The organism is Enemella dayhoffiae (assembly GCF_002250625.1).
GTDB lineage: Bacteria > Actinomycetota > Actinomycetes > Propionibacteriales > Propionibacteriaceae > Enemella > Enemella dayhoffiae.
The window spans coordinates 1-26,036 of record NZ_NMVQ01000007.1 but is presented as its reverse complement, the minus strand read 5'-3'; the positions used below and the strand labels follow the sequence as shown (position 1 = coordinate 26,036).

Annotated in this window: 15 protein-coding genes; 10 read left to right on the top strand and 5 right to left on the bottom strand. The window is 66.6% G+C overall.

Annotation, left to right across the window (positions count from 1 at the left end; translation table 11 throughout):
• Positions 1-104: 104 nt before the first annotated feature.
• Positions 105-2,516, bottom strand: a complete 2,412-nt coding sequence (locus CGZ93_RS05775) for a nitric-oxide reductase large subunit (protein WP_094363209.1) — start codon at positions 2,514-2,516, stop codon at positions 105-107.
• 340 nt (positions 2,517-2,856) lie between these two features.
• On the opposite strand from CGZ93_RS05775, the gene CGZ93_RS05770 reads away from it, so the two are divergent.
• Positions 2,857-4,182, top strand: a complete 1,326-nt coding sequence (locus CGZ93_RS05770) for an MFS transporter (RefSeq protein ID WP_094363208.1) — start codon at positions 2,857-2,859, stop codon at positions 4,180-4,182.
• 9 nt (positions 4,183-4,191) lie between these two features.
• Here CGZ93_RS05770 and CGZ93_RS05765 read toward each other — a convergent pair whose 3' ends face one another.
• Entirely contained in the window at positions 4,192-4,455 is a 264-nt protein-coding gene (locus CGZ93_RS05765; RefSeq protein WP_212753621.1) for a metal-sensitive transcriptional regulator, read from the bottom strand.
• An 81-nt stretch (positions 4,456-4,536) separates the two neighbouring features.
• Here CGZ93_RS05765 and CGZ93_RS18785 point away from each other — a divergent pair, with 81 nt between their 5' ends.
• Entirely contained in the window at positions 4,537-4,701 is a 165-nt protein-coding gene (locus tag CGZ93_RS18785) for a hypothetical protein (protein ID WP_094363207.1), read from the top strand.
• On the opposite strand, the gene CGZ93_RS05755 is transcribed toward CGZ93_RS18785, so the two are convergent.
• Positions 4,682-5,443, bottom strand: coding sequence for a hypothetical protein (locus CGZ93_RS05755; protein WP_094363206.1), 762 nt, complete (start codon positions 5,441-5,443; stop codon positions 4,682-4,684). The genes CGZ93_RS18785 and CGZ93_RS05755 overlap by 20 nt on opposite strands.
• A gap of 67 nt (positions 5,444-5,510) precedes the next feature.
• Here CGZ93_RS05755 and CGZ93_RS05750 point away from each other — a divergent pair, with 67 nt between their 5' ends.
• Entirely contained in the window at positions 5,511-6,551 is a 1,041-nt protein-coding gene (locus CGZ93_RS05750; protein WP_094363205.1) for a lactonase family protein, read from the top strand.
• An 81-nt stretch (positions 6,552-6,632) separates the two neighbouring features.
• Positions 6,633-7,199: a hypothetical protein gene (locus CGZ93_RS05745; RefSeq protein ID WP_141211092.1), complete on the top strand. Its 567-nt coding sequence runs from the start codon at positions 6,633-6,635 to the stop codon at positions 7,197-7,199.
• Between the two features lie 108 nt (positions 7,200-7,307).
• Here CGZ93_RS05745 and CGZ93_RS05740 read toward each other — a convergent pair whose 3' ends face one another.
• Together CGZ93_RS05740 and CGZ93_RS05735 are read right to left on the bottom strand one after the other, a co-directional pair.
• Positions 7,308-7,769, bottom strand: coding sequence for a hypothetical protein (locus CGZ93_RS05740; protein ID WP_094363203.1), 462 nt, complete (start codon positions 7,767-7,769; stop codon positions 7,308-7,310).
• Positions 7,766-8,227, bottom strand: coding sequence for a hypothetical protein (locus CGZ93_RS05735; RefSeq protein WP_094363202.1), 462 nt, complete (start codon positions 8,225-8,227; stop codon positions 7,766-7,768). Before CGZ93_RS05735 ends, CGZ93_RS05740 begins: the two co-directional genes overlap by 4 nt.
• Positions 8,228-8,316: 89 nt before the next feature.
• Here CGZ93_RS05735 and CGZ93_RS05730 point away from each other — a divergent pair, with 89 nt between their 5' ends.
• The 6 genes from CGZ93_RS05730 (at position 8,317) to CGZ93_RS18280 (ending at position 25,843) form a co-directional block, all read left to right on the top strand.
• A complete protein-coding gene (locus tag CGZ93_RS05730; RefSeq protein WP_094363201.1) occupies positions 8,317-8,988 on the top strand; it encodes a DUF6928 family protein in 672 nt (223 codons plus the stop codon).
• 400 nt (positions 8,989-9,388) lie between these two features.
• Positions 9,389-12,241, top strand: coding sequence for a helicase-related protein (locus CGZ93_RS05725; RefSeq protein ID WP_094363200.1), 2,853 nt, complete (start codon positions 9,389-9,391; stop codon positions 12,239-12,241).
• Positions 12,228-16,880: a DNA methyltransferase gene (locus tag CGZ93_RS05720; protein ID WP_094363199.1), complete on the top strand. Its 4,653-nt coding sequence runs from the start codon at positions 12,228-12,230 to the stop codon at positions 16,878-16,880. Before CGZ93_RS05725 ends, CGZ93_RS05720 begins: the two co-directional genes overlap by 14 nt.
• Positions 16,877-23,119 carry a DEAD/DEAH box helicase gene (locus CGZ93_RS05715; RefSeq protein ID WP_094363198.1) on the top strand — a complete coding sequence of 2,081 codons (6,243 nt, stop codon included), beginning with the start codon at positions 16,877-16,879 and terminating at the stop codon, positions 23,117-23,119. Before CGZ93_RS05720 ends, CGZ93_RS05715 begins: the two co-directional genes overlap by 4 nt.
• Entirely contained in the window at positions 23,116-25,302 is a 2,187-nt protein-coding gene (locus tag CGZ93_RS05710) for a 3'-5' exonuclease (protein ID WP_094363197.1), read from the top strand. Before CGZ93_RS05715 ends, CGZ93_RS05710 begins: the two co-directional genes overlap by 4 nt.
• 139 nt (positions 25,303-25,441) lie before the next feature.
• Positions 25,442-25,843, top strand: coding sequence for a hypothetical protein (locus CGZ93_RS18280; RefSeq protein WP_141211091.1), 402 nt, complete (start codon positions 25,442-25,444; stop codon positions 25,841-25,843).
• Positions 25,844-26,036 lie beyond the last annotated feature (193 nt).

Genomic DNA, 26,036 nt, shown 5'->3' with positions numbered 1-26,036 from the left:
GGTGTTCCCCGCAATCGGCCCACCCCGTGAAATCTGGTCGACGCCGGTACGCACGAGACCCCCGGTTCCGCGCAGGAGCCGGGGGTCTGGCGTACGCCGCAGGCTCAGGCCACGGGCTTGGTGGGCAGGTCGACGTCGGTGTCGTCGGCGGTCAGTTCGCCCGCCTCGACCACGTCGCCGCGGTCCTTCTTCAGCGAGTGACCGGTCAGCAGGCCGACCATGAACACGCCGATCGCCAGCGCGCCGATGCCGAAGATGATGTCACCGGGGATGCGCAGCCAGCGGATCACGGTGAGCGCCGGGGTGTACAGGAACTCGTCGCTGCGGGCGTACCAGAGTCCGTGCTGGATGGACGCCCACGCCTGGGCCAGGCCCAGCGGCAGCAGGGACAGGAACGCCATCAGGAACAGCCCACCGTTGAGGCACCAGAACCCAAACGCGATCGGCTTGTCGTTCCACTCCCGGCCCGGCATCAGCGAGCGGACGCAGAACAGCATCAGCCCGATGCCGAGCATTCCGTAGACGCCGAACAGCGCGGTGTGCCCGTGCAACGGCGTCAAGTTCAATCCCTGCACATAGAACAGCGAGATCGGCGGGTTGATCAGGAAGCCGAAGATGCCGGCGCCGAGCATGTTCCAGAACGACACCGAGACGAAGAAATAGATGGCCCACTTGTAGCCGGCGACCCATTCGCGCACCTTGAGCAGCTTGAGGTGCTTGAACGCCTCGAACCCCATCAGCGCCAGCGGTACCACCTCGAGGGCGCTGAACGCCGCGCCCAGGGCGAGCACCGACGAGGGGGCACCGGTGAAGTAGAGGTGGTGGAAGGTGCCGAGGATGCCGCCGGAGAGGAAGATCACCGTGGACGCGAGCACCGCACTCTGCGCGGTGGCCGCCTTGACCAGCCTGAGCCGCGAGAACAGGAACGCCATCACCGCGGTGGCGAACACCTCGAAGAACCCCTCCACCCACAGGTGCACGACCCACCAGCGCCAATATTCGGCGATGGACAGGTGGGTGCTGTGGTTGACGCCGAATGCCGCGCCATAGAAGCCGGCGATGGCCAGGCAGGACATCAGCAGCATGATGATCAGCGACCGCTGCGACCCGCTGGCGAGCGGGGCGGAGTCGGTCGGGTCGATCGTCCTGCCGTCGGTGGAGCGGGCCCGCTTCAGCGCCGGAGCCATGCCACGCCACATCAGCGCGAACCACAGGAACAGCCCGATGATGAGACCGATCTGGAAGGCACGGCCCAGGTCGACGTATTCCATGCCCTGGGTGCCGAACCAGAAGTTCAGCTTGTTGCCGTAGCCCATCTTGCCCATGATCGACAGCCACTCACCGGCCATCGACCCGAGCACCACGACCAGCAGCGCGCCGAACAGCACGTTGACGCCGAGCCGCTGGAACTTCGGCTCCTTGCCGCCGACGGCCGGGGCGACGTAGAGGCCGGTGGCCAGCCAGGCGGTGGCGATCCAGAGGATGCCGAGCTGGGTGTGCCAGGTGCGCACGACGGCGTACGGCAGGATCTGGTCGATCGGGATGCCGAACAGCGCACCGCCCTCGACGCCGTAGTGGGCGCCGATGATGCCGAACGCGATCTGCAGCACGAACAGCAGTCCCACGACGAAGAAGTATTTCAGTGTCGCCTGCTGTGACGGCGTGGATTTGAACCCCAGCAGGGGATCGCGGCTCGGGACGTCCTCGGGGACCTCCTCGTCATCCTGGGAGGAGTGGTAGTAGACCATGCCGGCGATACCGGCGAGGAGCAGGATGAAGCTGATGATCGACCACAGGATGTTGTCGGCCGGCGGCACGTTGTCGATCAACGGCTCATGCGGCCAGTTCTGGGTGTAGGTGACCTCGTTGTTCGGCGCGTTCGTCGACGCCGCCCAGGCGGTCCACCAGAAGAAGTTGCACATCTGGCGGGCGAGCGCGGGATCCTTCATCGCGTCCTTGGGGATCGCGTAGTGCTCGTGCCCGTCACGGAACATCTGCGTGTAGTGGGCGACGTTGTTCTCGTACGCCTGGACGCGGACCGGCGCCAGGGTGATCACGCCGGTCGCCTTGTCATAGGTGTTGGTACGCAGGGTCGACTTCAGCCGCGCCTGCAGGGCGCCCTGGTCCTCGGGCTTGAGCTGGTCGAAGCTCGCGACACCGCGCTCCTTGGCCCACGTGTCCAGGATGAACATCGCCTCGCGGTGCAGCCAGTCCGCGGTCCAGTCGGGGGCGACATAGGCGCCGTGGCCCCACACCGAACCGATCTCCTGCCCGCCCATCGACTGCCAGATCTGCTGGCCCTTGACGATGTCGGCCCCGCTCATCAGCTGGCCGCTCGGGCTGGTCACACTGCTCGGGATCGGCGGCTTGTCGCGGTTGATCGCCATGCCCTGCTGCAGCAGGACGGTGAAGGACGCCACGACGACGATGATCAACGCGATCCACCACCGCCTGTCCCGCTTCTGGTGGTCCTTCGGCGCCCGCCCGGCCCGGGGACGCTCCGACACCGTGGTCATGAATCCTCCTCGTTAAATACGGTTCTTCCGTAACAATAAGGCCGACGCAGTCTCGCGTCCATCTCGATCGGAGTGGTGGGCATTGTGATCTTCACCCCACGCAACGCCGGCTGAGTGAGGGCGTCGCAGCCCTTTCACAACAACCCCCGGATCGGGGTCATTTCTGCACTGCGCAAGAACACAGCCGATCTGGTCATGATCATTTTCAGACCCGCCAGGAGCCCCGCAGCCACTGCGGACCGAAACTGTCCGCCATCGGCGATGGAGTGGGAGGCGAACCCCACCAACCGAGCAAAAATGGAGAAGCGCGATGTCGGCGTACGAATCTAGGGTTGATCCCATGAAGCAGTTCCACCGCGTGTTGGCCAACACCCTCGTCGCCAACCTGACCAGCAGTTTCCTCTGGTTCGCCCTGACGTTCTGGGTCTATCTGGAGACCAGGTCGGTGCTGGCGACCTCGATCGTCGGCGGCCTGTACATGCTGCTGGTCGCCCTGCTCGGCATCCCGTTCGGCGTGCTGGTCGACCGGCACAAGAAGAAGCGGGTGATGATGGCGTCCAGCGTCGTCACGTTGAGCACATACGCCCTGGCCGGCGGGCTATTTCTGCTGGTGGACAAGGAAACCCTGCTCGACTGGACCCGACCGCTGTTCTGGGTGTTCACCGGGGTGATCCTGATCGGCGGGGTGGTGGAGAACCTGCGCAACATCGCCCTGTCCACCACCGTCACCCTGCTGGTGCCGGACGAGCAGCGCGGTCAGGCGAACGGCATGGTCGGCGCGGTGCAGGGGATCGCGTTCACGCTCACCTCCGTGTTCAGCGGGCTGGCGATCGGCCTGCTCGGCATGGGGTGGACCCTCGGCATCGCGGTGGTCGCGACCGCCGGGGCGCTGCTGCACCTGGTCACGGTGGCGATCCCGGAGCAGGGCGTGTTCCACGATCCGGAGCTCGGCACCAAGACGATCGACCTGGCCGGGTCGCTCGCCGCGATCCGCGCGGTGCCGGGGTTGATGGCGCTGATTCTCTTCGCCTGCTTCAACAACCTGGTGGGTGGGGTGTTCATGGCGCTGATGGACCCCTACGGCCTGGAACTGTTTCCGGTCGAGGCGTGGGGCATCGTGCTCGGGGTGACCGGCTGCGGGTTCATCGTGGGCGGCACCCTGGTCGCCAAGCGCGGGATCGGCGCCAACCCCGTCCGCACCCTGCTGCTGGTGAACGTGGGCATCGCCCTGCTCGGCATGGCGTTCACGATCCGCGAGTGGGCGTGGTTGTACGCCGTCGGCATCTTCGTCTTCATGTGCCTGATGCCGATCGCCGAGGCCGCCGAGCAGACGATCATCCAACGGGTGGTGCCGCTGCACCGGCAGGGCCGGGTGTTCGGCTTCGCCCAGAGCGTGGAGTCGGCGGCCACCCCGGTGTCGTCGTTCCTGATCGGACCGCTCGCGCAGTTCTGGCTGATTCCCTACATGAACACCGATTCCGGGCGCGCCACCTGGGGTTGGCTGCTCGGTGGCGGGCAGGCCCGCGGGATCGCGCTGGTGTTCGTGCTCGCCTCGCTGGTGATGCTGGTCGTGGTGCTGCTCGCCTTCCGCACCCAGGCGTACGCGCTGTTGTCGCGGTTCTACGCCGACTCCGCTCCCCCGCCCGCGCAACCCGTGCAGGCCTAGCCCGCGGCGTCAGGCTAGCGAGAGGAACAGCTTCTCCATCGCGGCGACGTCCAGCTCGCCGCCGTCCGGCTGCGCCATGCACTCGCGCAGGCCGACGGCGATGGTGGCGAACCCGGCCCGATCGATCGCTTTCGAGACGGCGGCGAGCTGGTTGACGATGTCCTGGCAGTCGCGGCCCTCCTCGATCATCTTCACCACCCCGCCGATCTGCCCCTGAGCACGCTTCAGCCGCCTGACCACCGCGGTCATCTCCTGCGGATCCAGTTGCACCATGGCCCACTCCCGTGTTGTCCACCGATACCCTAGGGGGGTATCATCATCCACAACCGGCAACCTACTGAAGGAGAATGCGACATGTGTCGTGCAGTGGCCTGCCAACAGTGCGGCAAGACCACCTGGGCCGGCTGCGGCCAGCACGTCGACCAGGTGAAGCGCGGCGTGCCCGCCGCTCAGTGGTGCGACGGGCACGAGGGGGATCCGGGCAGGAAGCCGGGCTTCCTCAAGCGTCTGATCGGCTGACCCGGCAACCGCGGGTTCGGCCCCGGCGGGACACCATCGCCTGCAGCACCTTGTGGGCGGAGTGCATGCTGAGCAGCCCTTCGACGGCGTACGCCGCCACGACGATCTCTTCGGGCTCGGCCCAAGCGATCAGCAGCACCGGCTTCAGGTGCTTGTCCAGATAGCCGATGCGGCTCGGCCTGCCCGTCGGGTCGAGGAGTTCCTGTCCTTCCGGAAGCAGTTGCCGCAGGGCGGCGTACGGGTCGGTGCCGGGCGCCATCGGCAGGGTGACGGTCGCCCCCTCGACGTGGAGCTGAGTGCGCGAGTTCTCGTGGGCCGCGCCCTGCCGGGCCAGCATGGCCCGGTCGAGCTCGAACTCGACCTGCTCGGGGGTCAGCACCGGGTTGGGCGGGATCGCGGGTGGCTCGGGCCGGTCTCCGCGCACGGCACTGACCAGAAAGACGACAGCGCACGCGCCGAAGAACACCGCGGCGATCACGCCGATGATCGTGGTGATGGTCTCGCCCTGGAGCACCATCAGCAGACTGCTGGCGGCGACGCCCAGAGTCGCGATTCCGGCGACGAGCCTGGGCCAGCGACCCAGGGCACGATCCCGGCGGATCGCCTGCGTGGCCACCCAACCGCCGCCGAAGAACAGCGCCACGACGAGCCCCATCGGCTCCCGACCGATGACGAGCATGGCGATGCCCACCACGGTGAAGCCGAGGGAGATCAGGTGGAACCAGATCGAGTCCGTGCGCATTCGTCCAGTGTGACCGAACCCGGGGGCCGCTCCAGCCGGGTGCGGGGCCTTTGATTGAGTGGAGTCCATGACCGAACAGCCGCAAGACGCAGCGCCGCAGCAGCTCTTCTTGGCCCACGCCGGCGACGGGGTCGTCGCCACCTGTGAACTGGACGCCGACGGCACGCTCACCGAGACGGCCCGCTGCGAGGTCGGGCCGGGCGCGACCGCCCTGGTGCTCGACCGGCCGCGGGACCGGATGTTCGTCTCGGTCCGCTCCGATCCGCCGACGGTGGTCACCGTGCGGATCGATGAGGCGGGCCGGCTGACTCCGGTGTCGCGGACCGAGGTGGCGGATTCGCTCACCTATCTGAGCGTCGACCCGAGCGGACACACGCTGTTGGCGGTCAGCTATGGCGGCGGATTCGGTGTCAGCATGCCGATTGCAGCCGACGGGACCGTGGGCGCGGTCGCCTCGCGGGTGGAGCACGCCAACCTGCACTCGGTGATCGTCTCGGACGACGGAAGGTTCGCCTATCTGGCGTCGCTGGGTGAGGACGTGATCGCCCAGTGCTCCCTGGTCGGCGGGAGGTTGGAACCGCTGGACCCGCCGACGGTCGCGGCGCCGCCGAAGTCGGGACCGCGACACCTGGTGCTGAGTGCTGACGGCCGCAATCTCTACTGCAGTACGGAATTCTCGGGGGAGGCGATCCGCTTCACCCGCGATCCGGAGACCGGTCTGCTCACCCGGGCCGAGGCGGTGTCGGCGATCGACGAGTCGCGGGGGCTGATGCACAGCGAGCTCGGCGCGGATCCCGTCGAGGGGCACCTCATCTGGGGTGCGGACCTGCACCTGTCCCCCGACGAGCGGTTCCTGTTCGTCTCCGAGCGGTGCGAGTCGACGCTGGTCGGTATCGCGGTGGCCGAGGACGGGGCGCTGCAGGGTCAGGTGTCGATCACCGAGACCGTACGCCAACCGCGCGGCTTCGGCATCACCCCCGACGGCCACCTGATCGCGGTCGGTGAGAAGAGCGATGAGGTGGTGGCGTACGCGATCGAAGCCGACGGAAGCCTCACGGTCACCTCGCGCATCCGCGGTGGCAGGAAATCAAACTGGGTGGCGATCTGAATCGCCGATCCTGTGGCGGGTCCCGTTGCCGGTCTGGGTGTTGCTGAATGCGCCTTCCGTTCTCGCCGGTACGATTCCCGCATGGCGAATCCCGGCACTTGGCACGTTGACGCACCAGAGAAACAGGTCCCGTGGCAGGAAGCGATGGACGCTTGGACCGACGCCACCATTCCGGTGCTCTCTCGAGTGGCAGAACGGCCCTACGGGCACATCACCTACAAGGATCTCGCCGAGGAGTTGCAGCGGACCACCGGATACCGAACCCGAACGCTCCTCGGCAACTGGATCGGGAGAGTTTTGGAACCGGTGATCGGCTCCTGCTTGGACCAAGGACTTCCACCGCTGACGTCGCTGGTGGTGCACACGAGCACCGGCGACGTGGGCGACGGGTATCACAATCCCCAGCACCCCTACAGATCGTTGAGTGGTGACCGGCTGGAAGCCGTTGCGGCGGCGGACCGGCTCGCCTGTTACCGCTTCTTCTGCCCCGACCTCCCAGCTGACGCCGAACCCCGACCGACGAGCCTGCACAGCGAGATCGAAGAGAGCCGCCGGCGATCCGCTGCAGCCACTCGACCAGAACGCCAGGTGTGTGACCAGTGCTTCATGGAAGTGCCTCGAACCGGCGTTTGCGACAACTGCGGCTGACCAACACAGCCCGCACTCGTCGAGGCGCAGGATGGGCGCTGACGACCGCGCTCGAGCTGCAAACCGCGGGCCGTGAAGCCGTGGACCGCCCCGCCGCGCGGTGGAATCTCAGCGAGACTCGATGAGCCTGTGGAGCTGTTCCAACTCCCCGTCGCCCACCACGGCCCACGGCTGCCCCGGGTCGAGCGGGCAGGCGTACCGCCCGTCGGCGGTCAGATAGCCGTACACCCCGCCCGACATCTCCTCGGGGTCGAACAGCCAGGGCGGGTCGGCGTACGCCGCGCCCTCGCTGGCCAACCAGGCGACCTTCGCGCCCTGCTCGCGGATAGAGGTGAGCAGGTGGGAGATCGCCGACTGCCAGGCGGCGCCGGTGAGCCACTCGGTCACCGGCAGGGTCCACAGGCAGACCCGCCAGTCGTCACCGTCCAGGTCGTAGCGGCGGGCGAGCGCCTCGGGCGGCAGCGCCGATGGCCACGGGTCCGCGTCGGCCGGGAACAGCCCGTAGAGCAGGAATCCCGGGCGCTCCTCCCCGTTGAGGAAGATCTGCATCGTGTCCTTGGCTGCCATCATAACCCCCAGTTGATCATCTGTTGCGGCGTGGGGTGTACCGCGGTCGCGAGTTTGCCCGCGTTCTTGCCACCGTCGTAGACGAAGACGACCACGTCCTTGCCGTCGATCTTGGCGGCATAGCCGGTGACGGCGTCGTTGCCCAGCTTGTGCGGGAACACGCGATCCGGCTTGGTCAGGACCGGCCCCAGGGTGTCCTCGATCGCCTTGGGACTGGTCTTGCCCGCCCACTTGGGCAGCACGTTCGACTCGGGGGGTGAGAGGTGCCGGGTGCCGTGCTGCAGGCGTTTCGGGTCCAGCACCTTGGCCACGTCGTCGGGATGGATCCCCTTCGGCTTGGGCAGCGCCTTGGGCGGCGGGTCCAGGGACTTCGCCTTCTTGGACAGCTTCTTGGGCAGACGGAGCAGCCGTTCGACCAAGGGTTTGATGAACCCCTTCAACGCTTTGGCACCTGGCGGCATGTGCACCTCCGATCGAAGTAGCGTAGGGCTTGGCAGGGCCACGGATGCTCCATCGACCGGCGCACCCACGGCCTTCTAGGGTTGCCACCATGGGTTACAAGTGCAGCTTCACCGCCATCTCCCCACGAATCCCGCGCGAGGACATCTGGGGCCAGCCCGAGGGCGGCCCGGATGCGGCCACGGCGGCCGTGCGCGAGTTCTTCGGCGACGCGTACGCCTATGACCGCGCCGGATCCTCGGACGAGACGTACCCGAGCGACGAGGGGATCTGGGTCGCCACCTGGGGCGACACCGTGCTGTTCTCGGCAGACCCGGTGCTGCTCGAGGGCGCCCGCTGGGAGCTGCAGGACGGGATGGGCCGCTGGGACCTCAACATCCACTCGGTCGTCGACCTGTGCCAGTTCGAGGTGACCGGCGGACCGTTCGGCGGACGCTCCGTCGCCCTGTACGCCGACATGGAGACCACGTTTGAGGAAGCGTGCTCCGGTCGGCCGCTGCCGTTCGAGAAGCCGTATCTCGCCGGAGAGCACGGCGAATCACTGGGGGAGGGAGATCCCCAGCCTGCGATCTCATTCCACCCGCTGGAGCTCGGAAACTCTGCTGTGCTGTGGATGTTCGGCATCCTCGGTGAGACCCCACCGCCAGACGCGGTGACGGGGCCGTTGCTGGAGCAACGGCCGGACTACTGGGAGGTACCGATGCATCGGTTAGAGCCGGTGCCGGACAAGCCAAAGAAGCGGTGGTTCGGGTTGCGGCGCTGAAGACGACTTCCCAAAATCTGAATCGTTCAGAGATCAGCGCCGGCGTCGAACTGGCCCGCGTAGCCGCAAGCGCGTGCACCAGAACAATCTTCAACGGCTGCAGACCTGCTGCCCACAGGTGCCGTTGAATCTCCAGCAGAAGCCCTTCACGTTCTCCGAGAATTCGCTCGGGTTTCCTAACAGGTTCAACCGGCCTACACCTGCCAAGGACTGACGACAGTTGAGCACGACAATAATTGGCTTCCCTAAACCAAACGCCGGTCACACAGGTCATATTGACATGGGGCCAACCTGAATGCGACAGAACCGGGCATTTCGTGAGTTCCGAGCGTTCTCAGATGAGGTGGCCTCCGCCGCATCGGACTCCGCTACGATCACTTGAAGTCGACTAGGAGACCGTATGGCCCACCCCCTCAACGTCGCACCTGGGAGCGTCGTCATTGTCCGCGACGAGGAATGGCTCGTCACGTCGGTCGAGATGACGGTCGATGGGCAGCTCCTGCGGGTTCAGGGCCTGTCTGAGCTCGTCCGCGGCACCACGGCGTCCTTCTATGAGTCGCTCGATCACATCGAGACGCTGGACCCAGCCGAGGCGAAGCTGGTGGCCGATGATTCCCCGCATCATCGGCGCGCCCGCCTCTGGCTCGAGTCGATGCGGCGCAAGACAGCTCGACCCCTCGGTGACACCACACTCACGGTCTCTGCCGAGGCCCTGTCCGATCCGCTCAGATACCAGCAGCAGGCCGTGGCCCAAGCGCTCGACCCGGCGAACCTGCGGCCGCGCATCCTCCTGGCCGATGCCGTGGGCCTGGGCAAGACGCTCGAGATCGGCATGATCCTCGCCGAACTGGTACGCCGCGGCCGCGGCGACCGCATCCTCATCGTCTGCCCCCGTCACGTCCTGGAGCAGATGCAGCACGAGATGTGGTGCCGCTTCGCGCTCCCGTTCGTCCGCCTCGACTCGACCGGGGTCCAGCGCGTCAAGCAGAAGCTGCCGGCGACCCGCAACCCGTTCACCTACTTCAAGCGCGTCATCATCTCGATGGACACGCTCAAGCAGGCACGCTTCGAGCGCGACCTGCGCAACCACACCTGGGACGCCGTCGTCATCGACGAGTCCCACAACGTCACCAATACCGAGGCACAGAACAACCGGCTCGCGCGCATTCTCGCCCCGACCACCGATGCCCTGATCCTCGCGTCGGCGACACCCCACAATGGTCGTAAGGAGTCGTTCGCCGAGCTGATCCGCTTGCTCGACCCGACGGCGGTCAGCCCGCAGGGCGACCTCGACCCCGAGCGCATGGAGCAGCTCGTCATCCGGCGCCACCGCCATTCACCGGCCGTCGCGCAGGAGGTCGGTCACAAGTGGGCGGAGCGGCAGGAACCCAATAATGTGCTCGTGCCGGCCAGCAGCTCCGAGAATGCCGTGGCTCGCGAGCTGGACGAGGTCTGGCTCCACCCCGCATCGAAGCAGACTCCGCACAGCAAGGGCGACCGACTCTTTGGCTGGACCCTGGCGAAGGCGTTTCTCTCGTCCCCGGCGGCGCTCGACGAGACGATCAAGGGCCGCATCTCACGCCTGCCGCATCCCAACGAGGCCGAACGCGAGGAGATCGCCGCCCTCCAACGCCTGCGTACGCTGAACCAGGAGTCCGCGACCGGCCAGTCCGGGAAGTACGCGGCGCTGCTGGTCCTCCTCCGCGACATCGACGTCGCCCGATCCAACCGGGCCGTGGTCTTCGCCGAGCGGGTCGCCACGCTCCACTGGTTGAAGGACCGCCTCACACGCGACCTCAGGCTCAAGGACGAGAACGTCGTCGTGATGCACGGCGGTCTTGGTGATGACGAGCAGCAGGCGATCGTCGAGTCGTTCAAGCAGGAGACATCCCCGATCCGCGTTCTGGTGACCGGGGATGTGGCGTCCGAGGGTGTCAACCTGCACCGGCAGTGCCACGAGCTCATTCACTACGACATCCCGTGGTCGTTGATTCGCATCGAACAGCGCAACGGCCGCATCGATCGCTACGGTCAGGAGCATCCCCCGCGGATCACCACGCTGCTGCTCGACCCCGATACCGAGGAGTTCGCGGGCGACCTGCGAGTCCTGTCGCGTCTCATCGAGCGGGAGGATGAGGCCCACACCGCCCTCGGCGATTCGGCCTGGCTCATGGGCAAGCACTCGGTCAAGGCCGAGGAGGACGAGATCCGCGACGTCCTTGCGGGCAAGAAGCAGTTCGACGAGGCCGTGCCCGAGGTGGGCGATGCCTTCGCGCTGGACAGCATCGACGAGTTCCTCAAGCGCCTCGCCGAGGGGTCCACGGGACCAGCCGCGCCGCCGACCGAGCGCGAGTCGCTGTACGCCCAGGAGTCCGACTTCCTTCGCGAGGCCGTTCACGAGGTCTTCGTGAAGCCCGAGGCACCCCGCGGCGCGGGCGGGATCGAGTGGACCGAGCACCGTCAGCAGCAGATCGTCGAGTTCACCCCGCCTGGCGACCTCGTGCAGCGTCTCGAGGCGCTCCCCCAATCCTATCTGGGTGACCGCAAGGTCAAAGAAACGCTCAAGCTCGCCACCACCCGCGACCGCGGTGGTCTCGAGCTGCGTCGCGCGCTCACCGACGAGTCATCGTCCACGTGGCCGGAGGCCCACTTTCTGGGGCCGCTCCACCCGGTGCTGGAGTGGGCTGCAGACCAGAGCCTGGCCAGCCTGGGACGTGGCCAGGTCTTCGTGGTGCGGGGGACGCAGGTCGACTGCCCCACGATGCTGCTCACCAGCACGCTGACCAACCGGCGCGGCCACGTGGTCTCCGCGTTCGCCGCGACGGTCGAATTCCCCGACCTCGACAACCCGGCCGCCGGCTTCGCCACCCCGCGGGCGGGGGTCGCCGACGCCGCGGCGGCCCTGGGTTTCGGCAGCGACGTCACCAACCCGGGCCCCGTCGACCCGGCCCCCTTCCAGCACCTCGTCCCCCACGCCGTACGCATCGCCCAGAACACGGCTCGGATGACCCTGCGGTTCGCCGAGCAACAGATCGAGGAGCGCGTCGCCGCATGGGCGCGGCGTACGGAGCGTTGGCAGCACGAGGCGGACGCCCTGATCCAGCGCAGCGAGGTCAAGAGCCGGCGTACGCGGGTGGCGAGCCAGGCCGAGCTGATCGACGCCATGCGTCCCTCGCGGACGCTGGTGCGGCCGTTGCTGCTCGTCGTGCCGCAGGACACCCCCACGAAGGGAGCCGATCATGGCCAGCAGTGACGCCCTTGTGGTGGTCGAGGACTGGATCTCCGAGCACTACTTCTCCACCGATGCCACCAAGGAGTCGTTCGCGGCTCGGGTGATCGCGCGCCGCAAGGAGTGGGACGCCGAGGAGTCGTCGGTGCGGACGCGGTTCGTCGGCGCCCGCAACCAGTTGGGCCTCGACCTCGCCGCCCTGTATGCCGAAGACGCCACCGACCCGGCCCTCGCCACGGAGGTGCAGGACGATCTGCTGCGCGTGCTCGGCTACCGCGAGGGGGCGTGGACGACGGCGACCGAGGGCCCGATCACGCGAGTGTCGTCACCCGGGCTGGATGACGCCGCCTCGTCGCTGGCGATCATCCGCTCCCGGCCCCTCCAGACCGTCGAGCAGGTCTTCGCCAAGGACGAGGAGACGCTCGACCCCACGACCGTGGGCGACCAGTCCTTCACCAGCGTGGGACGCCTGCTGTCGTCGCTGTTCGTCGACGACGATTCCCCTGGGTGGGCCCTGGTGATGGGGGGCCGCTGGCTGGTCGTCGCCGAGAAGGGCCGCTGGGCCGAGGGGCGCTGCCTCGGGATCGACATCCAGACCGTCGCCGACCGCAACGACACCAAGCGCGGGGGCGAGATCGACCGCGCCCTCACCTGCCTCGAGGCCCCCTCGCTCGCGCCGGACGCCGATGGCGCCATCTGGTGGGACGGCACCCTTGAGGACTCCGTCAAGCACACCGTCGGGGTCAGCAAGGACCTGCGCGAGGGCGTACGCCTGTCCATCGAGATCATCGCCAACGACGTCGTCGAACGCCGCGCCGCGAAAGGCCTCCCGCCGTTGGGGGCCGACGAGGCGCAGCCGTTGGCCATCGAAGCGCTGCGCTACCTCTACCGCATCCTCTTCCTCCTGTACGCCGAGGCCTCCCCCGAGATGGGCGTCCTCCCGGCGGGGGACGACGCGTACGACCAGGGCTACTCGCTCGACCGCCTGCGCGACCTCGTCCTGGTAACGCTCAGCACGCCGCAGGCGCTGGCTGGCACGCACTTTCACGACTCGCTCGGCGTGCTCTTCCGCCTCGTCGACCAGGGCCACGACGGCGGACTGCGCGACGAGGACGCCGAACGCGAGGGCACCGACGGGCTGACGTTCCACGGGCTTCGCGCCGACCTGTTCAAGCCCGAGGCCATCCGGCGCATCGACGAGGTGGGCCTGTCGAACCAGGCCCTCCAGCGCGTGCTGCAGAAGCTGCTCCTCAGCAAGGAGTCCCGAGGCCGCGACCGCGGCTTCATCTCCTACGTAGACCTCGGCATCAACCAGCTCGGCGCCGTCTATGAGGGCCTGATGTCCTACACGGGTTCGTTCGCCACCGAGGACCTGTACGAGGTGGCGCCCGGCGGGAACCCGGAGAAGGGGTCGTGGGTCGTGCCCATCGACCGGGCCGACGACCTGGGGGATGAGCACTTCGTCCGCACCGAGAACCCCGACACCGGCGAGTGGGAGCGAGTCGTGCACCGGCGCGGCACCTTTGTCTTTCGCCTTTCGGGTCGGGACCGGCAGCAGTCGGCGTCGTTCTATACCCCCGAGGTGCTGACCCGGTTCACCGTCGGTCAGGCGCTCGAGGAGCTGCTCGACCAGGACGGCCACACGACGACGGCCGAGGAGATCCTGAGCCTGACGATCTGCGAGCCGGCGCTGGGTTCGGGGGCGTTCGCCATTGAGGGCGTACGCCAGCTGGCCGAGCAATACCTGCGCCGGCGCCAGGAGGAGCTCGGCACCCAGGTCGACGCCGACGAGCGACCTCAGGTGTTGCAGCGCATCAAGGCCCACATCGCGCTGCACCAGGTCTATGGTGTCGACCTCAACGCCACCGCGGTGGAGCTGGCCGAGATCTCGCTCTGGCTCGACACCATGGCGGCAGGGCTGCAGGCGCCGTGGTTCGGTCTGCGACTGCGCCGCGGTAACTCCCTTATTGGCGCCAAGCACGCCGTCTACACCGTGGACGAGGTCAAGAAGAAGCAGTGGCTCACCGCCGCGCCCGCCGACGTGCCGCTGGCCAACCTCGTCGCGGCGGCAGGGGAGGACTCGCCGCACGTCTCGGGCGTCGAGGGCCGCATCCACCACTTCCTGCTGCCCGCCGAGGGCTGGGGCGCCACGGCCGAGGCGAAGGAGGCCAAGGCGCTCGTCCCCGACGCCGTGAAGCGGGTCCGCGACTGGTCGAAGTCGCTGCGCCGCGCCCCGTCGACCCAGCAGATCAAGCGACTTGTCGCCTTGAGTGAGCGTGTCGAGGTGCTGTGGCAATACGCGTGGCGCCGTCTGACGATCGCCGAGCGCGAGTCGCGCCGGGCGATCGAGCTCTGGGGCGACCGGCGAACGGAAGCAGAACGGCACGCCGGAGGCGTGCCCGTCACCCGCGAGCAGATCGAGGAGTCTCTCGCGAACCCTGACGGCGCCTATCGCCGGCTGCGGCTCGTCATGGATGCTTGGTGCGCCCTGTGGTTCTGGCCGCTGGTCGGCACCGAGGGGGCCGAGCCGCCGACTCTGGACGCGTGGCTCGACGCGCTGGAGGGCATCCTCGGTCGGCCGGTGCAGTCCTCGACGCGCGACCGGGCCGCGGCCCGGGCCGGCCAGGCGGTCCTGTCGGGCGGCGACTGGGAGGCGCTCGGCGAAGCGGAGGCGCTCGACCTGAGCTTCGCCGGGGCCCAGCCGGTGGCCCGAGTCATGGCGAAGTCCCCGTGGCTGCGCGTGGCCCAGCAGGTGGCGGAGCGTCAGGGCTTCTTCCACTGGGAGCTGGACTTCGCCACGGTCTTCGGCCGCGGTGGCTTCGACCTCCAGGTGGGCAACCCGCCGTGGGTGCGGCCAGACACCGACGTCGACGTCTTCCTAGCGGACTTCGACCCGTGGTGGGTGCTCGCCCACAAGCCCAGCGAGGCGCAACGCCAAGCGCGCCGGCTGCGCACTCTGGACCGACGGGGAGCCCAAGACAAGGTGACGGACGATGCAAGCTCGGTAGTAGCAGTCCGTGAATTCGTGGGCGCGCCGACGAACTACCCTGTCTTGACCGGTCTCAGGCCGGACCTGTATCGCTGTTTCATGGCGCAGGCGTGGGACCACATGTCCCGTAACGGTGTTGCAGCACTCATCCATCCTGACTCGCATTTCGTCGACGAGAAGGCCAACCGCCTGCGCCGCGAGACCTACCAGCGACTCCGCCGGCACTGGCAGTTCGTGAACGAGCTCCAGCTGTTCGAGGTGCACCACCTCGTTACTTACGGAGTGCACACGTACGGATCTCGGCGCTCACCGCGATTCCTCAACGCGTCCACGCTGTACCACCCCGACACGGTCGAGCGATCGCTGCGCCACTCTGGCGACGGGCCGTCCCCTGGGTTCAAGGACGACGATGGGCGGTGGGACCTGCGTCCGCACGCCCAACGAATCGTGACCGTCACCGAGAACGAGCTCGCCGTCTGGCGAGACGTCCTGGAGTCGGACGAGGTCCCAGCGGCCGACACCCGGATGCTCTACACGGTCAACAGCGACGTGGCAGCCGTGCTGACCAAGCTGGCCAACGCGCCGCGGATCTCGTCCCTCGGCCTGCATTTTTCGCAGGGCTGGAACGAGACGACCGACCGACAGAGGGGCCGCTTCGAGCAGCGCTGGGGGGCGCCCGAATCGTGGCAGGACGTCATCCTCCAGGGCCCGCACCTGCACGTGAACAACCCGGCGTACAAGGTGCCGAACCCCACGATGAAGCACAACCAGGACTGGTCCGAGGTCGACCTCGAGACCTTGGCCTTGGACGCGATCCCGGTGACGGCGTACAAGCCGGCGGGCGACCGGTCGGTCTACGACGCCCAATACGGCACATGGAACGGCAAGCCCGTACGCGACCACTACCGCGTCGCCTGGCGAGCTATGGCCGCCAACACCGGAGAGCGCACGATGATCCCGGCCATCATTCCGCCCGGGTCTGCCCACCCCAACGGCGTGTTTGCGATGGGCGGGGCCGGCGCGCATCAGATAGTGAAGGTTCAAGCATTTGCCGGGTCGCTTCTGGCCGATTTCGCGGTTCGCGCCGCTCCCAAGAGTGGCATTTACGCTGGCGTTTTTGGTCGGCTGCCGTACGTGCCAAGCCATCCGCTGGACGACGCCCTTGTTCTGCGCTGTCTGCGTCTCAACGCTATTACTGCTGCTTACGTCACGTTGTGGCACCAAGCATGGCGGCCCTCCATGGCGCGGGAACCCTGGGTACTCTGGCGCGGAAGTGAAGCCCTCGGTACAGGACCGGTGTGGTCGCCAGATACACCGTTGCGCTTGGCGCTTACTCGCCGGGATGCATTGGTTGAGTTGGATGCCCTGGTTGCTGTCATGCTGGGGATCTCTGCTGACGAACTCTGCACCGTGTATCGAACCCAGTTCGCCGTGCTTCGCGGGTACGACCAGAACACCTATCTGTACGACAAGAACGCTCGACTGGTGCCGTCACGGGTGCTTCAGATCTGGCGGAAGAAGGGCGATGCCATCAGCATCGAGGATCGCACGCACACCAATGCTGCCGGCAACACCTATGTCTACGAGTTGCCGTTCACCGCGTACGACCGGGAGGCCGACATGCGAACGGCACATGCCGAGTTCACTCGCCGGCTGCGGGAGACTGAGGGATGAGTGATCTGCTGCCGACTACTCAGGTGCGTCGGATCCAGGAGGCGCTGACCGCCTACTTGGCCACGACGTTTGCCCTGACCGACGCGGACGCCCAGGATGCACTCTCGGAGTTCCTCGCCCACGAGCAGACCGGCATCTTCAAGGGCCCGTGGGTACGCCTCCGCGTTCCCTTTGCGCCGGCGGAGCCGGGTTGGCAGCAGCACCTCGACTGGATGCCCGAGGGATTCACCCCGCACGGGCACCAGGCCGAGGCGTTTGCACGCCTCAGCACCAAACCGACCGCCGGGCTACCGGAACTCCGACACCCCGAAGCCACCCTGGTCACGACCGGTACCGGCTCGGGCAAGACCGAGGCCTTCCTCATCCCGATCCTCGACCACGTCCTCCGCGCCCGATCCCTGGGGTATCGCGGCATCAAGGCGCTCATCCTCTATCCGATGAACGCCCTGGCGAACGATCAGGCCGGCCGTCTCGCCGAGTTGATCGGCACCGACCGGCGTCTGAGATCGGTGACCGCCGGCATCTACACCGGCGAGCAGGGCGAACGCACCACAGTCAGCGTCGACGGGCTGATCACCAGCCGGCGCACCATGCAACAGGACCCGCCCGACATCCTGCTCACCAACTACAAGATGCTGGACCAGTTGCTGCTGCGCCGCGACGATCAACCACTGTGGCAGGCCAGCGCCGACAACCTCACCTACCTGGTGTTGGACGAGTTCCACACCTACGACGGCGCCCAGGGCACCGACGTGGCCATGCTCCTTCGCCGCCTCGGACTCACATTGGCGGCCTACCGGAACGACCCGGACACCCAGGCCGAATCAGGCCCACTAGGTGCAGTGACGCCTGTCGCAACCTCCGCCACTCTGGGCGACGGAGGCGATCCGAGCGCCATGCTGAGCTTCGCCGAAACCGTATTCGGCCGGGATTTCCCACGCGGCTCCATCATCACCGAGACCAGGCTCGATCTTGATGACTGGGCACGAAGATGGACGGGCCAAGCAGATGATCCCACAGCGACTCTGAACGTCGGCGGCATGGCCGATTCCATGAGCGAACTCGAAGCGGCCACACCCGCCGAAGTCGGCCGTCTCCTCGCCCGCCAACTCGGCGTCAACGTCCACGCCGAGGCAGGCGCCGAAGAGGTCGCTGGAGCACTGCTCAGCGCGCCAGCTGTGCGAAAGGCAATCGCCATGGCTCGAGATGCCACCAGCCTCGACTCCCTTGCCCGCTGCATCGTGGCCCGTCCCGATGCCTCGGGGATTGCCGCTCGCTGGGTCGGTCACCTCGTGGCTGCGCTCAGCCATCTGCGTACCCGACTCGGCCAGGACTTCCTCAACGTCGAGACCCACCTCTGGGTTCGCGAGCTCACCCGACTCGATCGGCTGGCGACCTCTGCGGCCTCTTTTCGCTGGAGCGACGACGCCGAGCATGTCGTCGACTCCATCGGCGCTGCAGACATCGCATACCCAGCCCTCTATTGCCGGTATTGCGGACGTTCGGGATGGGGTGTATACCTCGAGCCCACTGGTACTCACCTCGCCCAGTCGCGCGACATACGACGCCGTCACGCCCAGCATGAGAAGTATTTCCGTGCACTCTTGTATGCCCCGGCCGAGGGCGAGAGGGGCGGTGTAGAAGGCCTGCACTGGTGGGACGTGGCTCAACAGGAACTCACCCGGCTGCCGCCGGACGAAACATCCGAGGCGTACCGAGAGGGACGCGTTCTCCCTGTGCTCACGCACGATCGACGCGACGATGTGCCGGCCAGCAACGACGACTGCCCCTCGTGCCAGAAGCGCGATGGCATCAGATTCCTCGGATCGGCTATTGCCACCCAACTGTCGGTGTCCCTCTCCGCGCTGTTCGGCTCCGAAGAGATCGACTCCGACGACAAGAAGGCACTGGTCTTCACCGACTCTGTCCAAGACGCCGCCCACCGGGCCGGATTCGTCGAAACCCGGAGCCACACGTTCACGCTCCGCGCGGCCATCCGCGACTCTCTCGAGTCACACGTGACCGACCTCGCTCATCTCGTCCCCCGTCTGGTCGAACGCGCCGGCAACGACCCGTTCGCCCGCTACCGCCTGTTGCATCCGGCGATCGCCGATAGGCAGCGGTTCAAGCCCTACTGGGATGATCCGAACCGCTTGGACCAGGTCACGCGGCGCAGCGTCGAGACCCGGCTGGCGTTCGATGTCGCCCTGGAATTCGGACTCCAATCCGGCTTCGGCCGCACCCTGGAAAACACCGGCACCGCGGTCTCGGCCGTGGAGATCGGCACCCCTGCTCAGATGGGGAAAGCCGCGCGCCGATGCCTCGACGCCGCGGAGTGGCAGCCCGAGCTCGGCGATGGACCCGCTGAACAAGACCTCGCCACGTGGGTCCGCGGCGTCGCCGAGCACATGCGGGCCAGCGGTGCGATCGATCATCCGTGGCTGACTCGGTTCATCAAGAGCGACGGCAATCGCTATGCGATCTGGGGCGGGCGTCCGCGTGGAGAGGGAATGCCCGCGTTCCCCACGGGTCGTTCTGCGCCCGAGTTTCCCCGCGTCGGCACCCGACTCAACCGCGCCAGCGAGGTCCTGCTCGAGAACGCCACCTCACCCCAGGGCTGGTATGCGTCGTGGGCTTCCCGCGTGCTGGGCGTATCTGCGGGGATGGGCGCCACACTCACGCGTCTCCTGCTCCGGGAGCTCGCCGAACGTGGAGTCCTGCTCGAGAAGCAGACCGAGTCCCACGCGATGGTGTACGCGATCTCCCCGGACCGGGTGCTGGTGCGCATCCCGACCGACACCGAGCTGCGCGAAGCTCGAGTCGCCCTGCGGTGCACCGTGTGCCACGGAAGAAGACATGGGACTCCTGAGGTCATCGACCAGCTCGAGGGGGCGCCCTGCTTCCTGGTCCGCTGCCCTGGGCGTCTGGGCCGCATCGATGTGGAGCCGAACTTCTACCAGGCGCTCTATGGTCACGGCGACATGCGCCGCATCGTGGCGCGCGAACACACATCCCTGCTCGAGACAAAGACCCGTCTGGCACACGAGCGGGGATTCAAGTCCTCGGGTCAGAAGGCTGGCGCTCCAAACGTCCTGGTCGCCACACCCACCCTCGAGATGGGCATCGACATCGGCACGCTCTCGGCCGTATTCCTGTCCTCGCTCCCACGAACCACGGCCTCCTACCTCCAGCGCGTGGGCCGCGCCGGTCGGCGTACCGGCAACGCCCTCGACGTCACCTACATCACCGGTCACCGCGCCAACCTGCCGCGGTTGCTCGATCCGTTGGCCATGATCAACGGGGCCGTACGCCCGCCCGCCACCTGGCTGTCGGCGGAGGAGATCCTGCGGCGCCAATACCTTGCGCACATCGTTGACAAGACCGCGCGAGACCACCCCGATCTGCTCCCGCGGGTGGCACCAGAAGCCCTCGCTCCCGGTGAACATGACACGTTCCTCGGGCACTTGATCACCCAGGCGGAAAAGCAGCACGAGCAACTGCTGGCCACGTTCCTCGGCACGTTCTCCAGCCTTCAGGACGACGCGATCACAACCCTTCGTGAGTGGGCCACCCCGCCGCAAGGACCCGGCTCCAGCGGTCTCGCCCGCCAGTTGTACGCCGCTGCCAACCGCTGGACCAACCAGGTCGAGGCACTGCAGCGCAGGCTGACGTCCATCCAGCAGGCACTCCCCGACCTGCAACAACGTGCGTCACTGCCCAATCCGGATTCGGAGGACAGCAAGGCACTGCGTTCGGCCCGTGCTGCGCTCCACTACACCATCCAGGAGATCTCCGACTCCAACCGGCAGCACTGGGTGTCGGCGCTGGAGGAGGTTGGCCTGCTGCCCAACTACACACTCCTGGACGACTCGGTGAGGCTCGAGGTGCTCGTAACTTGGCTCGATCCCGATTCCCAGGAATGGAAGGAGGACGGCGCCACCATCAGCCGTCCATCGGCACGTGCATTGCACGAGTTCGCACCCGGCAATACGTTCTATGCGCGGGGGATGGAGATCGCGATCGATGCCGTCGACCTGGGGCCGAACACGGAGGCGGTTCATCCGTGGTCGTACTGCGCTGACTGCGGGTGGGCCGTCGACCTGATGTTGGCCGATGCGGGCGACTGCCCACGCTGCGGGAGCGACACTCCGCGTGATGCGGGTCAGCGGCTCAACGTGGTCGAACTGACCAAAGTCTCGGCCCAGCTCAATCGCGATGAGGCGGTCATCACCGACAGCGGCGACGAGCGCAGGCGCACGCGGTTCAGTGTGGTGGCTGCCCCGGACATCGACCAGGGCCACGTGCGCCGCGAGTGGTACGTGCAGGGCTACGACTTCGGCGTGCAATACCTCGACCGCCTCACCATGCGCTGGGTGAACGTCGGCCGCATTTCCGCCGGAGGCGACATGCAGCTGGCTGGCCAGAAGGCGAGGGCCCCGCTTTTCCGAGTCTGCAGGGCCTGCGGCGTACTCGATCAGGCAGCGCGAGCGAACTCCCCCAGAGAACACCGGCCGTGGTGCCAACACCGCCAATCCACGGACGAGAACCATGTCGTCAACGTTGCCCTTTCCAGGACGCTCACCACCCAGGGCGTCGTGATTCCGCTCCCGCACCAGGTGACCCTCGGTGACTCGTTCGCCGTTCCCAGCCTGACCGCGGCACTCCTTCTCGGATTGCGAGAACAATTCGGCGGATCCCCCGATCATCTTGGAGTCACCACGTGCGTGGCCCCGAACCGTCGTGGCTCGAACCACCAGGCCCTGCTCATCCACGATGTGGTGCCGGGTGGCACCGGTTATCTCGCTGATTTGGCCTCACCGGAGAGAGCGTGGAACCTGCTGCTTCGTGCCTGGCGGATCGTTCGGGACTGCCCGTGCCAGGCCGAGGGGCAATTGGCTTGTCCCCTGTGTCTGCTGCCGTTCGCACCCGGGCACGAGGTGCATCTCGTCTCCCGCTCAGCTGCGGAGCGCCACCTGCGGGACATTCTGACCGGGGGCCATTCGTCTCGAGAGGACGAGCTGGACGACCCGATGTTGTGGCAGGTGACCCAGCAAGCCCACGAGGTGTCGGACGATGGCGCGTCGTGGTTGGAGAAGAAGTTCTATGTGCAGTTGAAGAGGCTCGCGGAATCCCTGTCAGCGCAGGTGACAGAGCAGCCCGGCCCGCGCGGTAACCAGCTGCAGCTGTCTTTGCCGGGGCAGCGACGAACGTGGACGCTCAAGCCACAGGTCGATCTGCTTGGCTGCCGCCCTGACTTCCTCTTGAGCACTCCCGACCCGAACGTGCCAGACATGGCCATCTTCACCGACGGCTACCAGTTCCACGGCACGGCGGCCCACAACAACCTGGCGGACGATGCAACCAAGCGGCAGGTGCTTCGAGACCACGGCCTATTCGTCCTGTCCGTGACAGCCGAGGACGTCCGACTGTACGCCGACGAGCAGCCGGCTCGCGCGCCGCGGTGGTATCCGAGCGCGGTGGAACCAGTGATGATCGCCAAGTTTCCGCGCTGTTCCTCCCTGCTGCCCACCGTGACCGGTGGGCCGTTCGCGATCCTCGAACGATGGCTCCGCGAACCCGATCGTGAGGCATGCGGCACGCTGGCCCAGGCGCTGTCGACCGCCCTGTTCGGGGTCAACCAACGCACCGTCCAGCCATTGGAGGTGCGGCAGTTGACCCGCGCCCTCCTGACTGGCGAGTCGATTCCCGGGCAGACCGCAATCGGATGGTGGAGTGAATCGACTTTGGGAATTGCGGTGGTGCGGGATGGATCCATCCTGACCACATGTGCCGCCGTCGACGATCGCACCCACGCTCTCGGGAGCGAGGAGGCCAAAGAGGCATGGCGGGACTGGCTCGCCCTGGCCAACGCGCTACAGTTCGGCATCTTCCCGGTCTTGGCGACCACCGTGCGGCAGATCATCAAGGGCACTGCACGCGTCGTTTCGGCCGATCCGGCCCTCGTCAAGCCCCAGGTCCCCGGGTGGGATGAGGCGTACGACAACTCGCTCAGCGACGACGAGCGGCTACTCGTTGTGGCGCTGGCTGATGCCGGGCTGGCCGTTGCCGAGCAGGGGCACGAAGTTGGTGACCAGCCCATCGACTTCGCCTGGCCGGACCAGCAGATCGCAGTCTTCATCGATGGTCACACCGACGACACACTGGTGGAGCGGGGCTGGACCGTCCTTGGACCCGACATCGACCGTATCAAGGCGGCGCTCAGCGGAGGTGGACAGTGACCGAGTCGAACATCATCCTCACCAACCAGGTGAACAAGATCGACCCCACGATCCGGTCGAAGGCGATGGCCTTCCTGCAGAAGCTGGCCGACGACGACGCCGCCCCAGGCATCCACATTGAACCCATCAACGGGGTGGTCGATTCCCGCGTACGCACTGGCCGTGTCGACCTCGCGTGGCGCGCAGTCCTCTTTCAACTGGATGTGGGCGAGGTGCGGTCTTACATCATTCACGGCGTGTGGCATCACGACGAGGCCATCGCACGGGCCAAGCGGGCCGTCCTGAAGCTCAACCCGTTCAACGGTTTGCCGACTGTGGAGGATGAGGACATGGCGACCCCGGCTGCCAAGTCGGAGCCGGAGCGGTCCAAGCCCAAGCCGACGGCCAAACCTTCACTACTGGGTTACACCGCCAAGGAGCTCGTTGAGGGCCTGGGGCTGTCTGAGGAGGCGGCCGAACGCGCCGCCGTGTGCACCGAGGACGACGATCTGCTCAATCTCGGCCATGAACTCGGAGGCTGGCAGGAACTCGCCCTCATCGCGCTTGCCAGCGGCCAGAGCATGGATGAGGTCCGCCAGGAGTTCATGCTCGAGAAGCCCTCCGGCGACACGTCGTCGTCGGAGGAGATCATGAAGAAGATCCGTACCAACCCGACGTCGAAGACCCTCTTCCACTATGTCGAGGACGCCGAGGATCTGCGGCGCGTCATCGAAGGTGGGAGCTTCAGCGCTTGGCGCACCTGGCTGCACCCGACTCAGCGACGACTGGTGGACGCCAACTACCACGGAAGCTACCGACTGGCCGGAGGTGCCGGCACCGGCAAGACCGTTGTCCTGCTGCACCGCGCCCGCAGGCTCGCCAAGCAGGATCCCGCCGCTCGCATCGTGCTGACCACGTTCACCACCAACCTCGCCGAACAGATGCGCGAAGGCCTGAGCAACCTGGACCCACAGATACCGCTGGCCAAGTCGCTGGGCGAGCCGGGCATCCACGTGGTCGGGATCGACTCGTTGGCCAGCTCGGTGCTGCAGAAGGCCAGTAACGTGGACCAGGCGGCGGTAACCGTGTTCGGGACCTCTGGGATCGGCGTCAATGGTCGGACGCAAACTGACCTCACGTGGCAGTTGGCGGCCGGACAGGCGGGAGTCGATCTGCCGGCCGAACTGCGTACCTCGAGCTTCTTGGTCGCCGAGTACGCGATGGTTGTTCTTCCGCAGCGGATCACGACTCTGGAGGGGTACGCACGGGCCCCCCGTGCGGGCCGCGGCGTACGCCTCACTCGACCACAGCGCATTGCAGTCTGGGGGATCGTCGCGGCGTACCGATCGCTGTGCCAGGCGCAGGACACCGTCGACTACGCGGAGGCCGCCGGCCTCGCAGCAGCGAGTCTTGATCTCGTGGCTGCTGAGGGCTCGGGACGGCCCTGCGACCACGTTCTCGTGGACGAAGGACAGGATCTCGGACCCTCTCACCTTCAACTGGTGCGAGCCTTGGTGAGCGATGGCGACAACGACGTATTCATAGCCGAGGATGCACACCAACGCATCTATGGAAATCGAATCGTGATGTCGCGGTATGGGCTGAATGTACGGGGCCGCTCCAGCCGGCTGAAGGTCAATTACCGAACCACTGCGGAGAACCTTGGTCTTGCACAGCGCATTCTTGAGGGTGCCACGTGGATCGACTCCGATGACGCTCCCGAGAAGACTTCGGACTACCGGTCCCTTCGGAACGGCCCCACCCCCACGGTGAAGCAGTTCCCCAACCAGTCGGCCGAGTATGACTTCGCGGCGCAACAGATCAGCGCCTGGCTGGAGGGGACGCCTGAGCCCGAGACCATTGGAGTGCTGGTACGGGACAAGAAGCACCGGGATCAAGTGGTAGCGGCCCTGGCTGAGCGGGGGGTGAAAGTAAGGGCGGTTGACCGCGGCAAGGTCCCAGCGGGACAGCCAGTCGTCCTGACGATGCATCGCTCCAAAGGAACAGAGTTCGCAAAGGTCATGCTGGTTGGCATTTCTGAAGGAAATCTCCCTGCGTTGTTCGCCGTCCGAAACCAAGCCCCTGAAGAGAAGGAGGACGCCATATTGCGGGAGCGAGCACTGCTCTACGTGGCCGCGAGTCGAGCCCGTGACGAGCTGGTGATCTCGTACGCGGGTAACCCCAGTATTCTCCTCCCGGCCTGACGAGCCGGTGACGCAGATGACGGCTTATCAACTTGCCGGCTATTAAAACAGGAATCCTCGCACAATGAACGAAGTGCTTGTCGCCATCATCACCCTCACCGGAGCCCTGCTGGGCAGCCTCATCGGGGCATAGACGACCATGCGGGTAACCAAGCAAGCCAATCGAGCGGCACGGGTCAACACGCATTTCCGTGACACACGCGATGCCATGTGTGACGCATTGGACAGCCTGCTTCAGTACCGATCCAGAGAAATCGCTAGGTCCATCGAGGTTGCCTCTTCCGGTTCGACAAATGATGAGGTTCCAAGCGTTGAGATGGCCCGCGAACTGAGGGGAGTCTGCAGGTACCACCTCCTGAAGCTGCGGATCCTCATGCCGGACGAAGAGATTCCGGATCGCTACGCGCGTCTGTTGGACTACGCCCATCGGATTGGCGACCTGGTCGGAGACGAAGGTGCGGAGCTCGCTCGATCAGTTCGGCTCGGCGTCGATGCGCTGGCGGCCGATTACGGCCGAATGGAGGCCAGTGCTCGAGACTAGCTGGACATCGATTCGATGACTCGTCGCGCGTCGGACCTGAAGCCATGGGGTCGGCAACGCGCCGGAGGTGTCGGCAACGCTCGAAAATGGGGCCGATCCGACGCTCGAAAACGAGGCCACCGGTTCGTAGTTGTTCAGTCTGCCGTGTCTTGGGTCTTGATGCTGGGCAGGGTGTCGATTCCGCGGTTGCGTA

Excerpts from the sequence above, each read along its gene's own strand:
- CGZ93_RS05755 (WP_094363206.1), bottom strand. The coding sequence starts at position 5,443 with ATGCGCACGGACTCGATCTGGTTCCACCTGATCTCCCTCGGCTTCACC.
- CGZ93_RS05770 (WP_094363208.1), top strand. The coding sequence starts at position 2,857 with ATGAAGCAGTTCCACCGCGTGTTGGCCAACACCCTCGTCGCCAACCTG.
- CGZ93_RS05740 (WP_094363203.1), bottom strand. The coding sequence starts at position 7,769 with ATGATGGCAGCCAAGGACACGATGCAGATCTTCCTCAACGGGGAGGAG.
- CGZ93_RS05745 (WP_141211092.1), top strand. The coding sequence starts at position 6,633 with ATGGCGAATCCCGGCACTTGGCACGTTGACGCACCAGAGAAACAGGTC.
- CGZ93_RS05775 (WP_094363209.1), bottom strand. The coding sequence starts at position 2,516 with ATGACCACGGTGTCGGAGCGTCCCCGGGCCGGGCGGGCGCCGAAGGAC.
- CGZ93_RS05725 (WP_094363200.1), top strand. The coding sequence starts at position 9,389 with ATGGCCCACCCCCTCAACGTCGCACCTGGGAGCGTCGTCATTGTCCGC.
- CGZ93_RS05735 (WP_094363202.1), bottom strand. The coding sequence starts at position 8,227 with ATGCCGCCAGGTGCCAAAGCGTTGAAGGGGTTCATCAAACCCTTGGTC.
- CGZ93_RS18785 (WP_094363207.1), top strand. The coding sequence starts at position 4,537 with ATGTGTCGTGCAGTGGCCTGCCAACAGTGCGGCAAGACCACCTGGGCC.
- CGZ93_RS18280 (WP_141211091.1), top strand. The coding sequence starts at position 25,442 with ATGCGGGTAACCAAGCAAGCCAATCGAGCGGCACGGGTCAACACGCAT.
- CGZ93_RS05765 (WP_212753621.1), bottom strand. The coding sequence starts at position 4,455 with ATGGTGCAACTGGATCCGCAGGAGATGACCGCGGTGGTCAGGCGGCTG.
- CGZ93_RS05750 (WP_094363205.1), top strand. The coding sequence starts at position 5,511 with ATGACCGAACAGCCGCAAGACGCAGCGCCGCAGCAGCTCTTCTTGGCC.
- CGZ93_RS05720 (WP_094363199.1), top strand. The coding sequence starts at position 12,228 with ATGGCCAGCAGTGACGCCCTTGTGGTGGTCGAGGACTGGATCTCCGAG.
- CGZ93_RS05730 (WP_094363201.1), top strand. The coding sequence starts at position 8,317 with ATGGGTTACAAGTGCAGCTTCACCGCCATCTCCCCACGAATCCCGCGC.
- CGZ93_RS05715 (WP_094363198.1), top strand. The coding sequence starts at position 16,877 with ATGAGTGATCTGCTGCCGACTACTCAGGTGCGTCGGATCCAGGAGGCG.